The 13411-nt window shown below is 58.5% G+C and carries 11 protein-coding genes; 10 read left to right on the top strand and 1 reads right to left on the bottom strand.

The features are described 5' to 3' along the window. Positions 1–20: 20 nt before the first annotated feature. From ruvX to rsmA, 10 genes are all read left to right on the top strand, one after another. Positions 21–476, top strand: a complete 456-nt coding sequence (gene ruvX, locus CFA77_RS08180) for a Holliday junction resolvase RuvX (RefSeq protein WP_206993033.1) — start codon at positions 21–23, stop codon at positions 474–476. Continuing rightward, positions 476–1390, top strand: coding sequence for an AEC family transporter (locus CFA77_RS08175; RefSeq protein WP_206993032.1), 915 nt, complete (start codon positions 476–478; stop codon positions 1388–1390). Before ruvX ends, CFA77_RS08175 begins: the two co-directional genes overlap by 1 nt. Positions 1391–1446: 56 nt before the next feature. Continuing rightward, complete coding sequence (locus tag CFA77_RS08170; protein WP_206993031.1) at positions 1447–2394, top strand: aspartate carbamoyltransferase catalytic subunit; 948 nt, start codon at positions 1447–1449, stop codon at positions 2392–2394. Further along, complete coding sequence (gene pyrC, locus CFA77_RS08165; protein WP_206993030.1) at positions 2391–3671, top strand: dihydroorotase; 1281 nt, start codon at positions 2391–2393, stop codon at positions 3669–3671. Before CFA77_RS08170 ends, pyrC begins: the two co-directional genes overlap by 4 nt. A gap of 68 nt (positions 3672–3739) precedes the next feature. After that, the gene (gene plsY / locus CFA77_RS08160) at positions 3740–4360 is read left to right on the top strand and encodes a glycerol-3-phosphate 1-O-acyltransferase PlsY (RefSeq protein WP_206993029.1); all 621 of its coding nucleotides are present in this window, start codon (positions 3740–3742) and stop codon (positions 4358–4360) included. Next, entirely contained in the window at positions 4357–5463 is a 1107-nt protein-coding gene (dprA, locus tag CFA77_RS08155; protein WP_206993028.1) for a DNA-processing protein DprA, read from the top strand. Before plsY ends, dprA begins: the two co-directional genes overlap by 4 nt. A gap of 170 nt (positions 5464–5633) precedes the next feature. Then, on the top strand, positions 5634–7820 hold the full coding sequence (locus CFA77_RS08150) for an LPS-assembly protein LptD (protein ID WP_206993027.1): 2187 nt from the start codon (positions 5634–5636) through the stop codon (positions 7818–7820). A gap of 160 nt (positions 7821–7980) precedes the next feature. After that, the gene (locus CFA77_RS08145) at positions 7981–9225 is read left to right on the top strand and encodes a peptidylprolyl isomerase (protein WP_206993026.1); all 1245 of its coding nucleotides are present in this window, start codon (positions 7981–7983) and stop codon (positions 9223–9225) included. A 38-nt stretch (positions 9226–9263) separates the two neighbouring features. Next, on the top strand, positions 9264–10268 hold the full coding sequence (pdxA, locus tag CFA77_RS08140) for a 4-hydroxythreonine-4-phosphate dehydrogenase PdxA (protein ID WP_242517522.1): 1005 nt from the start codon (positions 9264–9266) through the stop codon (positions 10266–10268). Beyond that, the gene (gene rsmA / locus CFA77_RS08135; RefSeq protein WP_206993025.1) at positions 10268–11107 is read left to right on the top strand and encodes a 16S rRNA (adenine(1518)-N(6)/adenine(1519)-N(6))-dimethyltransferase RsmA; all 840 of its coding nucleotides are present in this window, start codon (positions 10268–10270) and stop codon (positions 11105–11107) included. Before pdxA ends, rsmA begins: the two co-directional genes overlap by 1 nt. 53 nt (positions 11108–11160) lie before the next feature. Here rsmA and katG read toward each other — a convergent pair whose 3' ends face one another. Beyond that, on the bottom strand, positions 11161–13374 hold the full coding sequence (katG, locus tag CFA77_RS08130; protein ID WP_206993024.1) for a catalase/peroxidase HPI: 2214 nt from the start codon (positions 13372–13374) through the stop codon (positions 11161–11163). Between the last annotated feature and the right edge of the window lie 37 nt (positions 13375–13411).

Here is a 13411-nt window from a genome sequence, read left to right as displayed (position 1 = left end):
AGGCGCTATGTGGGCTATTCATGCCCATAACTGATCCTGACCATTTCCCGAAAACCGGCGCCCTGATCGGCATTGATCCCGGGACGAAGACGCTCGGTATCGCGTCGGCGGACGGCCTGCGGATGCTGGCGAGCCCGGTCGAGACCATTCCACGCGGCAAGAAGCTGGCTCCTGTCCTTGATCGCTTGTTCCACCTCTATGATGATCGAGTGGCTGTCGGCATTGTCATGGGACTTCCGCTTAACATGGACGGGTCCGAAGGCCCACGCGCACAATCTGTCCGCGCGCTGGCCTGGCACATCATGAAACGCCGCGACGTGCCAATCCTGTTTCAGGATGAACGGCTCTCAACAGTAGAAGCCGAAAATGCGATGATCGAGGCTGACCTTTCTAGGAAACGACGCGCCGAACGAATCGATGCCTCAGCTGCTGCGGTAATCCTGAATGACGCCCTTCAAAGACTGGCTCGAACCTGATGTCAGGGTTTCTCTACGCCCTCCTGCCCGTCATCGCGATCGTCACGCTCGGACATGTCCTGTCTGTCCGCAATTGGATTCCGACCGATAGCTGGCGCGCCATCGAACGCCTTTCCTATGTGGTGCTCTTCCCGGCGCTCATCCTTCGCACCTTGGCCAATGCACCATTCGAAGAAGCGCCCTGGGGACTCGCTGCCGCGCTGATCTTCGCGCAGTTCGCCCTCGGTGGCATAGGATGGCTCGCCCGCTTCCTGCCCAATATGCCTGGCCCGGCCGTCGGCTCTGTCATCCAATCCAATGTTCGCTGGAATACGATGATCGGCCTGTCCATCGGCAGCCTCCTGTTCGGTGAAGAGGGCCTCGCGCTTGTCACCATCGCCGCCGCCGTGATGATTCCCACCGCCAACATTCTATCAGTCTACGCGCTGATCGCACACGCGGATACTCCGCACGGACCAAAACCCAATCCGTTTATGGCATTGTTCAAGAATCCGATCGTCATCGCGTGCATTGGAGGATTGGCACTGGCGGGCGCTAGCGTCACGCTGCCCCGTCTGCTCGATGACAGCCTCCGCATCCTGGGTGACGCGGCCCTTGCCCTCGGCCTGCTCTCTGCTGGCGCGGGCGTCGATCTGTCCGCCCTGAAGCGCGCCGGCTCCCGCACACTTACATGGTCGCTCGTCAGGCTGCTGGGCCTGCCAGCCTTCGCGGTAGGCTTCTGCCTCCTGCTCGGCGTAACCGGTACACCGCTTGTCATCGCACTGATCTGCGCCGCGACCCCGACAGCGACCAGCTCATATATCCTCGCCAAGGAACTGGGGGGCGATGCGGCACTCTCGGCCAATCTGATCGCCGTTGAAACAGTGCTCGCCATGGTCACGATCCCCACGCTGTATCTGCTTCTCACGCTCTGAACCTCTTGCCCCAACTCCGAAACGCGCCTAAACCGCCAAAAATCGAAAGGGCCTCCATGAGCAAGGCGGCATATCACTACTCCTTCGACCACGAGCATTTGCTGGGCATTGATGGCCTTCACCCGCTCGATCTCACTCATATTCTCGATCTGGCAAACGACTATGCCGAAGCGACACGGACGGGCCAGCGGGCAGATCCGGTCTTGTCTGGAAAGACAGTCGTGAACCTGTTCTTTGAAAATTCCACTCGGACGATGAGCAGTTTCGAGATTGCCGCCCGCCGATTGGGCGCCGACGTCGTATCGATGCCAGTAGCACAGTCTTCCGTGAAGAAGGGTGAGACACTGATCGACACAGCAATGACCCTGAACGCCATGAAACCGGACGTGTTGGTGGTCAGGCACTCGGCCTCGGGCGGCGCAAAGCTGCTCTCCCGCAAGGTCGATTGCGCCGTGATCAATGCCGGGGACGGCACGCATGAACACCCGACTCAGGGCCTGCTCGACACGCTGACCATCCGCCGCAACAAGGACCGGATCGAAGGGCTCAAAGTCGTCATCTGCGGCGACATTGTCCATTCGCGCGTCGCGCGCTCTACGACGATGGCGCTGCACCTGCTGGGCGCCGAAGTACACCTGTGCGCACCGCGAACACTCATGCCATCGGGCACGGAAACCTGGGGTGCCGCCTCAGCCACATCCGACTTCGACAGAGCCCTTCAAGGCGCAGACGTCGTGATGATGCTGCGCCTCCAACTCGAGCGCATGGATGGCGCGTATTTGCCAAGCCGCCGCGAATACTTCCGCTATTTCGGCCTGACACAGGAACGGCTTGCGCTTGCAAAGGACGACGCGATTGTCATGCATCCCGGCCCGATGAATCGCGGCATCGAGATCGAAAGTGCCATTGCTGATGGTGAGCGCTCGGTGATTACAGAACAGGTGGAAATGGGCGTCGCTGTGCGAGAGGCCGTGCTCCATTTGCTGGCAGGAGGCCGCCCATGAGCCTGTCCATCTTCAACGCGCGCCTACTGGATCCGGCATCCGGACTGGATGAAATCGGCGGCATCCTGATCGAGGATGGTTTCATTACCGCAATTTCGCCAGGCGCTACGGGCGCCGTTGGCAATGCAAATGAAGTCATCGACGCAGGCGGACTTTGTCTCGCACCGGGCCTAATTGATCTGCGTGTGAAAACGGGTGAGCCAGGCGACGAGCAAAAGGAGACGCTCGCAACAGCATCTCGAGCCGCCGTTGCGGGCGGTGTGACCAGTCTCGTCGTCATGCCGGACACCAAGCCAGTCGTGGATGACGTCGCACTGGTCCGTTATATTTCAGATCGTGCCAAAGTCAGCGCGAAAGCCCGCATATACGCCGCCGGCGCACTCACCGTAGGCTTGGAAGGTCACGCCATGGCCGAGATAGGCATGATGGCGGATGCTGGCGCGGTCCTGTTCACCAATGGTGATGCGCCCATCTCAAATCCCTCCATACTCAAACGCGCGATGACTTATGCGGCCAGTCGCGGTGCCATCGTCATGTCTCGCCCGGATGATAACGCGTTGAAGGGCTCTGGCGTGATGAATGCCGGGGCCTTCGCCGCCCGCAAGGGTCTCGCCGGAATTCCAAAAGAAGCTGAGTGGATCGGCGCGGCGCGCGACCTGATGCTTGCGGAAGCAACTGGCTGCACCCTGATCCTCGATCAAGTATCCACCCCCCGCACACTGGAACTGGTCTCAGATTCCCGCGCCCGGGGCGCCAACGTCTTCACGACCATCGCCGCACATTCGCTTTTCTTCAACGAGATCGACGTTGGCGACTACCTGACTTATTGCAAGGTCAATCCGCCCTTCAGGGACGAGGACACACGCCAGGCCATGATAGCTGCGTTGAAGGCGGGCGAGATCGATTCCGTGGTGTCCGCACACGACCCGCAACCCCCGGAAGAAAAGCGCCTGCCATTTGGTGAGGCGAGCTTTGGCGCGGCAGGCCTCGAGACCACGCTTTCGGCACTACTCAGCCTTGTTCATGATGGCCCGCTCACCCTGCTTGAAGCGCTCGCGCCGATTACCTCCAAGCCGGCGGACATGATCGGGTTGCCTGAAGGACGACTGGCTGAAGGGGCGCCTGCAGATGTCATTCTGTTTGATCCAAACAAGCCCTGGCTCTGTGAACGTGAACACCTTCTTTCCAGATCAACCAATTCGCCTTTTGATGGGCGGCGCCTGCAAGGCCGTGTGCTGCGGACATTTGTGGGTGGAGTGCAGGTTTTTGCGCGATAGCCCAGACTGGCCTTGCCCACCGCCGGTTCAATTCGTAGAATTTTCAATTGGGAATTGAGGAGATCGACATGACAGCTGAGCTGGCATTCCCCTTGGCCGCACTTTGCGGCTATCTCGCCGGTTCGATCCCGTTTGGCTTGCTCATCACCCGCGCTGCAGGTCTTGGCGATATCCGATCCATTGGCTCCGGCAATATCGGAGCAACAAACGTGTTGCGTACTGGCCGCAAAGACCTCGCGCTTGCGACGCTGCTTCTCGATAGTCTGAAGGCAGGCCTACTGGCGCTAGCATTTGGAATGCTTGCCAGCAGGGAAGTCGGCTTCGTGGCCGGCGCATTCGCCTTTGTCGGCCATTGCTACCCCATATGGCTCGGATTCAAGGGTGGTAAGGGGGTCGCGACCTATGCGGGACTGCTGCCATTCGTGTCCCTGCCCGGTTTCTATATCGCCGCACCGGTTTGGCTCGGCCTGTTTGCAACTACCCGCATTTCTTCTCTCGCCGCGTTGACCGCTGCGACATTGGTGCCGCCCGGCGCATGGCTGCTGGGCGAACGGAACATGTTCATCATTGGCGGGCTCGCGCTGTTGTCGCTCTTCGTGTTCTGGACTCACCGCGCCAATCTAAGCCGCCTATTGAAGGGTGAGGAGCCCAAGTTCGGCTCCAAGAAAACGGTAGACCCGACCACATGAGTCCGGCGCGCGCGCTCAATGATGCAGAACGCCTGGATTGGGTGAGGCTCGCGCGCACCCCGAATATCGGCCCGGTCACTTTCTTCCAGCTGATACGCAAGTTCAAATCAGCGGGCGCAGCGTTGGACGGTCTACCGGAGTTGACCCGGAAGAGCCGCAGAGGCCGTGAACTCGTCCCCCCGGATGTCTCCGATATCAAGCATGAGCTGGACCGGACCCGGAAGTATGGCGCACACATAATCGCAAGCTGCGAACCCGCTTATCCGCCCTTGCTTAAGGCACTCGATCCCCCGCCGCCCGTCCTGACAGCGCTCGGCAAACTCGATCTGGCCGCCAACCCCACAGTGGCCATCGTCGGCGCGCGGAATGCATCCGCCGCCGGACGAAAGCTCGCCCGCGATATGGCTTCCGCGCTTGGCGGCGCCGGGTATGCTACGGTTTCCGGTCTCGCCTTGGGCATAGATGGCGAGGCACATGCCGCCAGCCTGGGCACTGGCACCATTGCTGTGCTGGGCGGTGCGGTGGACCATGTCTACCCGCCCCAGCATGACCGACTCTATGCCGAAATCGCGGCGCAAGGACTCATCGTATCTGAAAGTCCGTTCGGATATCGCGCCACAGCAAAGGATTTTCCGCGACGCAACCGCATCATCACCGGCTTGTCGCGAGGGGTGGTCGTTGTGGAGGCCGCCGAAAGGTCTGGCTCCCTGATTTCGGCTCGAATGGGGGCAGAGCAAGGCCGTGATGTCATGGCGGTGCCCGGCTCACCGTTAGATCCCAGATCAGCCGGGACAAACCATTTGATCCGGCAAGGCGCGACGCTCGTGCGTCATGCCGACGACGTTCTGGAAGTTTTGGAAAGTCTTTCCTTTTCAGGCGTGTCCGCGCCCAGAGAGTTGTTCGAAGGATCGCCAGAGCATGATTTGCCAACCGACTTGATTGAGCGAATCCAGCAAGCCTTGTCGCCCCATCCCATGCCCCTCGATGAAATCGCAAGAGCAGCCGGGGCTACACCGGCACAATGCGCCGCAGCCTTGATGGAACTGGAGATTGCTGGTGAGGCAATCACCCTTCCCGGTGGTCTGGCATCCCGCGCGGTTTGAACCGAGCTGTGCTGTCAGTGCATCGGCAGAAACATGAAAAATCAGCCGGAATGGTCTCATGGCTGGACGATTCCCGCCTTCCTCTCTAAGCCTCCAAAAGGAAATGAGTGTAGGCGGAACGCGGCGCGCGTTCGGTTCGACGCCCGAAAACAGCTGTAAGGGTACGCGTTTTGGCAAAATGGCATCATGTTGCAGCTGCACTTGGACTGGCAGCTTCTCTTCCTTGGTACGCCATCGCCCAGGAAAACACGGGCGCTCCGCAACCAGCCGAGCAGGATGAGCGGGTCGTTCTCGAAGCCGACTATGTTTACGAAGTTCGAGATGAGAACAAACTTGTTGCCGAGGGCAATGTTGAGGCGCTGTATCAGGGCCGCATCCTGCGCGCTGACAAGATCGTCTACGACCGCACGACCGAGAAAGTCCGGGCCAGTGGCAATGTCATTATCATCGATGAAACCGGCAGCCAGCAATTTGCAGACGAAATCGAGGTCAATTCCAACCTGGAAGACGGCTATGCAATCGGCTTTTCAGCGCGGCTGGATCAGGGCGCAACGGTCGCCGCCAATTCTGCGATCCGGCAGTCAAATGGCGTGAACGCGCTGGACCAAGTGGTGTATACCGCTTGCCCGGTCTGCGAAGAGGACAAGACACCCACTTGGTCCGTTCGCGCCCGCCGGGCTGTCCTTGACCAGGAAAGCCAGATGATCTCGTATCGCGATGCCGTGATCGAAGTCGCCGGCATTCCCGTGTTTTATTTTCCGTTTCTGGCTCACCCCGATCCGTCATCTGACCGACGGTCGGGTCTCTTGATCCCCTCTGCTGGTAACTCGTCCAAACTCGGCTGGTTCTACCAACAGCCCTATTACTGGGCCATTTCGGATTCGTCCGAGCTGACGATCTCGCCCATGGTCACTCAAAATGTGAACCCCATGCTGGAACTAGATTACCGCAAGAAATTCTATTCTGGCGCGATCAACATCAATACGAGTTTTACCAGCGAACAGAATTTCGACAGTGACGGCGAACTTTTCGGAGAAGAAAAACTACGCGGACACGTTTATGGAAGCGGTCTGTTTGCTATCAACAACCAATGGAAATGGGGCTTTGGTGTCGAGCATCAGACAGATGACCTCTATGATCGCCGATACGATCTGGACGGGCAAGATGAACAGCGCGGCCTCTATGCCAGCCAGCCCCGCCGCCTCCTGACGCAATTGTTCGCCATCGGCCAGGGCGACGACTATTACACTGACGTCGCCCTGTTGAAGTTCCAGGGACTGCGCGAGAACGACGACGATGGCGAATTGCCCACCGCCCTACCTGTGTTCTATGGCGAGAAGTATTGGGACCTTGGCAATATGGGCTTTGCCAGCGTCAACGCGTCAAGTGCCATCCTTAGTCGGGATTTGGGGGAAGACAGTCATCGGGTCAGCGTTGGCGCGGACTGGACCGATCTCAACATCTTGCCGGGCGGCTTCACATTCGAGCAATTTGCCGAAGTTCGTGCCGATTATTACGGTTTGGACGAAGACGTTTCCGGTGAGGAAAGCGTCTCCCGCGCCGTTGGCAATATCGGGGGCAAGCTGGCTTATCCCATGATCCGGCCCGGGAAAGTCATTGATATCATGGTCGAACCGGCGGTCATGGCGGCGTGGGGCCTCTCCAACGTCAATGATGACGCCATCCCGAACGAAGACAGCCTGCTTTACGAGGCCGACGAAGCCTCGCTGTTCGATGCCAACGGCTTTGGTGCCTTCGATCTCTATGAAGGGGATGGAAAGCTCGCGGCGGGGATCACTACTCGCGCGGTTTGGAAAAGCGGTCCCAGCCTCAGCGCAACGGTCGGTAAACGATGGCGGTCCAGACCAGATAATGCGTTTGATCCGGTGAGCAATCTTGATGGGACATCATCGGATTGGATCATCGCTACGACGGCAGATCTGGGCGAATTGTTACGTGTGGATGCACGAGCTCGCCTGGATGAAGACGGGTTCAGCCTAAATAGGATCGACGCGAAATTATCTTCATCTTACAAACGGTTCCGCGCTATTGCGCAGTACTACAAAGTTGACGAGCGGATCGCAATCGTGGGCGGTGGAGACGAAGGCGTATTGCTACGCGGCGACATCAAGGTCACCAGCCAGTACTCGGTCTTCTTCGGTCAATTGAGAGATATCCAATCCAATTTGAATGCTCGGCAGGAATACGGCATCGCCTTCGAAGACGAGTGCTCGCGGTTTGAACTGGTCTATATGCGGTCGGAATTACAGGATCGTACGCTGGGACCGGAAGAAAACATCCAGATTCGATTCTCGCTCAAGACCATCGGCGACTTCGGCTCCAGCGAGTTCGATTGATTCGGGGTATGAGGGCGCGATATTGCCCGATGTCATATCCTAAATTTCCGTAAGAATTCAGGGATGACTGCCCTGATGCGTTGCGCGCGATTGCAGGACTTGTATGGTCCGGCAGTATAATTGCCACGGGGCCCGGCTGGGCACTCAATGGAGGCCATTCATGGTTCGTCAGATTTTCGCAGCTGTCCTTCTTGCAGCCATGCCTGTTGGCCTTGTTGCAGCAGCGCAGGAAGCAAGCGCACCAGAACGGCTGGCGCTGGAAGGTGTCGCCGCCATCGTAAATGACCAACCTATTTCCTATTCAGATGTTCGCCAGCGCGCACGACTACTACTGCTCAGCCTCGGTGGTCAGCAGCCGTCCCAGGAACAGATTCAGCAGATCACAGGTCAGGCTCTTGAACAGCTGATCGATGAGCGCCTCCAGCTGGAGAAAGCCGCCGAATTCGAAATGGAAATTGCGCCGGAAGAGATCAACGGGGCCGTAGACGACATGGCGCGCCAGTCCGGCGCAACGGGTGATCAGCTGAAGCAACAATTGCTGGCCGCTGGCGTGAACCCCACCAGTCTTGAAGAGCAGATGCGTGCCGAGATCGCCTGGAGCCGCGTGATGAGCGGATTGTACGGCTCACGTATCCGCATTTCGGACAACCAGGTGGAAGACCAGCTTAACCGCGTGCGCAGCTCCCTGCAGCAGACCCAGTACCGTGTTTCCGAAATCTTCCTCTACGCACCGGATCCGGAAACCAAGGATCAAGCCCTGCAAGCCTCCAGTTCGATTATCGAGCAGTTGAATCAAGGCGCCGATTTTCGCATTGCGGCACAGCGTATCTCTTCTGCGCCAACTTCGGCCACAGGGGGAGATATGGGTTGGATCACAATAGGTGACCTTGACCCTGTGCTCGCACAAGCCGTCGAAGACTCAGCTGGACCCGGCATCGTCGGTCCGCTCGCAGTCGAGAATGGAATTTACATTCTGAATATTGCCAGCAAACGTGAGCCAGCCAAACTGACAACCAAGGTCGACCTTATTCGCCTGCAAGTGACAGATGGCGATGAAGCCGTCCTCACAGAAGCCATGGAAGCCATCTCCAGCTGTGATGATGTTCAAAGCGTTTCCAATTCGAAATCGAACTTGCGGCATGCTGACCTGACAGACATAAACGTCGACGAGCTAGGCACTGAGGGCAAGGACCTCGTGCTTGCGGCAGACGTTGGCCAGCCCACAGAAATCTTTGCCGCCGGTAGCGGCCTTGCAGTCATGTACGTCTGCCGCCGTGAGGATGGTGCCGAAGCCCTGCCATCGCGCGATGACCTCAAGAGCCGCCTGAAAGATCAGGAACTCAGCATGATTTCGGAGCGAGAGCTGCGCGACATGCGCCGCGAAGCGACGATTATCTATCGCTAGGCCTTGCATGGCCGGCTGTTTGGGTGAAGACCCCCTGAGTGACCGATAAAAGCCGAACTCCACTCGCATTGACAATGGGCGACCCTGCGGGTGTAGGCCCGCCGATCACAGTGTCGGCGTGGAACGCACTAAAGCATGATCCGTCTTGCTGTTTCTTCGTGATTGGCGCGCCACGTTTGTATGCTCGGGACATTCCGGTGCAGGAAATTTCCAGCCCGGCAGACGCACAAGAGATATTCGCTCATGCGCTACCCGTCATTCCGTTGGAAGGGGTACCGGACATCCAGCCTGGACAGGCAGACGACCGCGCCGCCGCATCCATCATCAAATCCATCGAACTGGCCACCACCTTGTGCCTTGATCGCTCTGCAGACGGCATGGTCACCAATCCAATCAACAAGGCGCTGCTCTATGGGACGGGCTTTCGTCATCCGGGCCATACAGAATTCGTGGCCGCGCTGTGCGCGGAAGGCTCTCAGACTTCGTACCTACCGGTCATGCTGTTGACCGGAGGTGGTCTGCGCGTCGCACTCGCAACCATTCATGTCGCTCTGAAAGATGTGTTCAGTCATCTGAACACCAAAGACCTCGCCACACTTGGAGAAATTGTGGCGGAGTCAATGCGTGCGGACTTCGGCATTGCCTCGCCCCGCCTCGCCTTCACCGGATTGAACCCACACGCTGGCGAGAACGGCACGATAGGGCGCGAGGAAGTCGATATCATCAATCCTGCAGCCAGCGCCCTGCGCGCCGCCGGCATCGACATGTCAGACGCGCGGTCAGCTGACACAGTGTTCGCCGAATCTCTGGACGGACGGTTCGATGCCATCATCGCCATGACCCACGATCAAGGGCTCATTCCGGTCAAGACGCTGGACATGTGGGGCGGCGTCAACACGACGATTGGCCTGCCCATTGTACGCACCAGCCCCGATCACGGCACCGGCTATGATGCCGCCGCGAATGACACAGCTCGGCCTGACAGCCTGATCGCCGCAATCCGCCAGGCCCGAATGATCGCTGATAACCGAAAGAAAATTTGATGAGCCGTGACGAGACGCCTCCAGGCCTGACACAGGCAACTGCGCGCAAGGCGCTAGGTCAGCATTTCCTTTTCGATCCGGACATTTTGAAGCGAACGGCACTGGCCGCAGGACCGATAGAAGGCCGGACAGTCATCGAGGTTGGCCCAGGTCCGGGCGGGCTCACGCGCGCCTTGCTGGACAATGGCGCCGCCAAGGTCATCGCCGTGGAGGCTGATGAGCGATTTGCCCAGGCACTACAATCATGGCCAGAAGCCAAAAGCGGTCGTCTCCACGTAATCCTGAAAGACGCACGCAAAGTTCGCTGGGAAGAAATGCTGGCAGAACTTGGCGGCACCACACCAGCCATGATGATCTCCAATCTTCCTTACAATGTTGGCACGCCATTGCTCGTAGCCTGGCTGAAGTCAGGCCCCTGGCGTGGCGAGATGGCCCTGATGTTCCAAAAGGAAGTGGCTGAGCGCGTGTGCGCCAAACCGAATACGGATCAATATGGTCGCCTCGCCGTCCTGACCCATGCGGTTACCGATCCCCATATTGCCTTCACGCTGCCGCCGGGTGCGTTCCGACCCCCGCCGAAAGTGGACAGCGCCGTAGCCGTTCTGCACCCGTTGCCACCGGAAAAAGTCTTTCCCCATCTCGACAAGCTGGAAGAAGTGGCCGGTGCGGCGTTCGGACAGAGGCGGAAGATGCTGCGTGCGGGCCTGAAACCGCTTGCCAAGCGTCATGGGCTCAAAGCGGTGGAATGGCTCCAAAGCCTCGACATTGACCCGACGGCCCGTGCCGAGACGCTCAGCCAGGACGAATTCAGACGGATGGCCGCCTCCCTCGTCAAATAGAAAACGGCGCCCCGGTTTCCCGGAGCGCCGCGCTTTAGACAATCTGTAACCAACTAGTCGCGTTCAAGATCGAACCGATCGGCTTCCATGATTTTCGTCCAGGCCGCGACGAAATCGTGCACGAACTTCTCTTTCGCATCATCCTGGGCGTAAGTCTCCGACAGGGCCCGCAGTTGTGAGTTCGAACCGAAGACGAGATCAACTCGCGTGCCGGTCCATTTCACTTCTCCGGTATTGCGATCACGTCCTTCGAAGACATCCTGCTTCTCAGTGGCTGCTTTCCAAGCGACGCCCATGTCCATCAGGTTCACAAAGAAGTCGTTCGACAGCGTGCCGGGGCGATCCGTGAAGACGCCATGCTTGGAATTAGCATGATTGGCGCCGAGTACACGCAGGCCGCCGACGAGAACCGTCATTTCTGGTGCAGTCAGAGTCAGCAACTGCGCCCGATCCAGTAGCAATTCTTCAGTCGGAACCGAGAATTCGACCTGAAGATAGTTGCGGAAGCCATCGGCTTTCGGCTCGAGGAAGGCATAGGATTCAACATCCGTTTGCTCCTGCGAAGCATCCATACGGCCCGGCGTGAACGGTACCGAAACATTGATGCCCGCATCCTTGGCGGCCTTCTCCACGGCAGCAGAACCACCGAGCACGATCAGGTCGGCCATCGACACCTTCTTTTTGCCTGTCTGGGCGTAATTGAAAGCGCGCTGAACACTTTCGAGCAGACCGAGAACTTTGGCAAGCTTTTCAGGTTCGTTGACTTCCCAGTTCTTTGCCGGGTCCAGGCGGATACGGGCGCCATTCGCACCGCCCCGCTTGTCGGAGCCGCGGAACGTGGAAGCTGCGCCCCATGCCGTCGAGACCAGTTCGGACACAGACAAGCCCGAAGACAAGATCTTCTCTTTGAGATCAGCAATGTCACTGGCGTTCACCAGTTCATGGTCAACTGCCGGAATTGGGTCCTGCCAGAGCAATTCTTCGCTTGGAACTTCCTCACCAAGGTACCGAACGGCTGGCCCCATATCGCGATGGGTCAGCTTGTACCAGGCGCGGGCGAACGCGTCTGCAAACTGATCCGGATTTTCGTGGAACCTGCGAGAGATCTTCTCGTATTCCGGATCCATCCGCATGGCCATGTCGGCCGTGGTCATGATGGTGATCTGCTTCTCGGACGGATTGTGAGCCTTTGGCGCCATGTGCGCCTCGTCTACATCCTTTGGCTGCCATTGGAACGCGCCAGCGGGGCTCTTCACAAGTTCCCACTCATAGCCGAACAGCATATCAAAATAGCCATTGTCCCATTTGATCGGGTTTGGCGTCCATGCGCCTTCGATGCCGCTGGTGATCGTGTCATCGCCATGGCCAATACCGAACTTGCTCTGCCAACCAAGCCCTTGTTCGGCGATGTCGCCGCCTTCAGGCTCTGCACCGACCATCGCCGCGTCACCCGCACCGTGGCACTTGCCAAATGTGTGACCGCCAGCAGTCAGCGCAACAGTTTCTTCGTCGTTCATGGCCATCCGGGCAAACGTTTCACGGATGTCCTTTGCCGAAGCCAACGGATCAGGATTGCCGTCCGGGCCTTCGGGGTTCACGTAGATGAGGCCCATTTGAACGGCTGCGAGCGGGTTCTCGAGCACACGCTCGCCGCTATAGCGGCTGCCGGGCTTATCGCTGGTGGCCAACCACTCTTCTTCCGTGCCCCAATAGATATCTTTCTCCGGCTCGAAAATGTCTTCGCGGCCGCCGCCAAACCCAAACGTTTTACCGCCCATGGATTCAATGGCGCAATTGCCCGCAAGGATCATGAGATCGGCCCAGGAAATCTTGTTGCCGTACTTCTTCTTGATCGGCCACAGCAAACGGCGGGCCTTGTCGAGATTGGCATTGTCCGGCCAGCTGTTCAGCGGCGCAAAGCGCTGCGACCCGGAAGTCGATCCACCCCGGCCGTCACCTGTGCGATATGTACCGGCGCTGTGCCAGGCCATACGGATGAAGAACGGACCATAATGGCCGTAGTCCGCAGGCCACCAATCCTGGGAATCCGTCATCAGCGCGAAAATGTCCTGTTTGATCGCCTTCAGGTCGAGTTTCTTGAATTCCTTGGAATACTTGAACGTCTCGCCAAGTGGATTACCGACCGGCGGGTTCTGGTGAAGGATGCTGAGGTCTAGCTGGTTGGGCCACCAGTCGCGGTTTACGCGCCCTCGCAGCGAATGCATTACGGGGCACTTGCCCTCTGGAGCTGCGTCATTTCCGTCCATATTCATCTCCCTGGATTGGTCTGGCCTGAGAGCAGTC

The sequence above is a fragment of the Hyphomonas sp. KY3 genome (assembly GCF_017309975.1).
Taxonomy (GTDB): Bacteria; Pseudomonadota; Alphaproteobacteria; order Caulobacterales; family Hyphomonadaceae; genus Hyphomonas.
The sequence above is the reverse complement of the archived record's forward strand: the minus strand, read 5'-3'. Positions and strand labels throughout refer to the sequence as shown.

Coding starts and splice junctions, on each gene's coding strand:
- pyrC (WP_206993030.1), top strand. CDS start 2,391: ATGAGCCTGTCCATCTTCAACGCGCGCCTACTGGATCCGGCATCCGGA.
- CFA77_RS08145 (WP_206993026.1), top strand. CDS start 7,981: ATGGTTCGTCAGATTTTCGCAGCTGTCCTTCTTGCAGCCATGCCTGTT.
- ruvX (WP_206993033.1), top strand. CDS start 21: ATGCCCATAACTGATCCTGACCATTTCCCGAAAACCGGCGCCCTGATC.
- dprA (WP_206993028.1), top strand. CDS start 4,357: ATGAGTCCGGCGCGCGCGCTCAATGATGCAGAACGCCTGGATTGGGTG.
- CFA77_RS08175 (WP_206993032.1), top strand. CDS start 476: ATGTCAGGGTTTCTCTACGCCCTCCTGCCCGTCATCGCGATCGTCACG.
- katG (WP_206993024.1), bottom strand. CDS start 13,374: ATGGACGGAAATGACGCAGCTCCAGAGGGCAAGTGCCCCGTAATGCAT.
- CFA77_RS08170 (WP_206993031.1), top strand. CDS start 1,447: ATGAGCAAGGCGGCATATCACTACTCCTTCGACCACGAGCATTTGCTG.
- plsY (WP_206993029.1), top strand. CDS start 3,740: ATGACAGCTGAGCTGGCATTCCCCTTGGCCGCACTTTGCGGCTATCTC.
- rsmA (WP_206993025.1), top strand. CDS start 10,268: ATGAGCCGTGACGAGACGCCTCCAGGCCTGACACAGGCAACTGCGCGC.